At 63.2% G+C, this 435-nt stretch carries 1 protein-coding gene; it reads right to left on the bottom strand.

Going from position 1 to position 435, the window contains the following annotated elements; translation table 11 throughout:
- Nucleotides 1-81 precede the first annotated feature (81 nt).
- A partial coding sequence (locus J1M40_RS11815; RefSeq protein ID WP_206450814.1) for a DUF934 domain-containing protein occupies nt 82-435 on the bottom strand: 354 nt, incomplete at its 5' end.

Below are 435 nucleotides of genomic sequence, written 5' to 3'. Positions count from 1 at the left end.
CCTTTCTTTGACCCGCTTCCTTATGAGGCGCGGACTCTATCAAAACGGGGTCCCCGGCCAAAGCAAAAAGTCGTGTGGTTGTCAGCGCCGCCGAAACAACGGTCGAGGCTCGATCACCGAGCGGCCATACAACACGCTCATGCCGGCGAGGCCCTTGAGCGCGTCTTCGGCGGACTTGTCCTCGCGCACCGCGAAGCTGTCGAAACCGCACTGGCGCATGTGGCTGAGTTGATCGCGCAGGACATCGCCAACCGCGCGCAATTCGCCGGTCCAGCCCAATCGGGTACGCAGCAAATACGCCTGGCTGTAACCACGACCGTCGCGAAAACTCGGGAAGTCCAGCGCAATCAGCGGCAGTTGGTCGAACCACGGCTTGAGGCTTTCCACCTCATCGTCCGGCCCCAGCCACACGCCCTGCTGCCCGGGCGCCTCCAG

The organism is Micrococcus sp. KRD026, assembly GCF_017168445.1.
Lineage (GTDB): Bacteria > Actinomycetota > Actinomycetes > Actinomycetales > Micrococcaceae > Micrococcus > Micrococcus luteus.
Note: the sequence above shows the minus strand (reverse complement) of the source record. Positions and strands in the feature narration are given on the sequence as shown.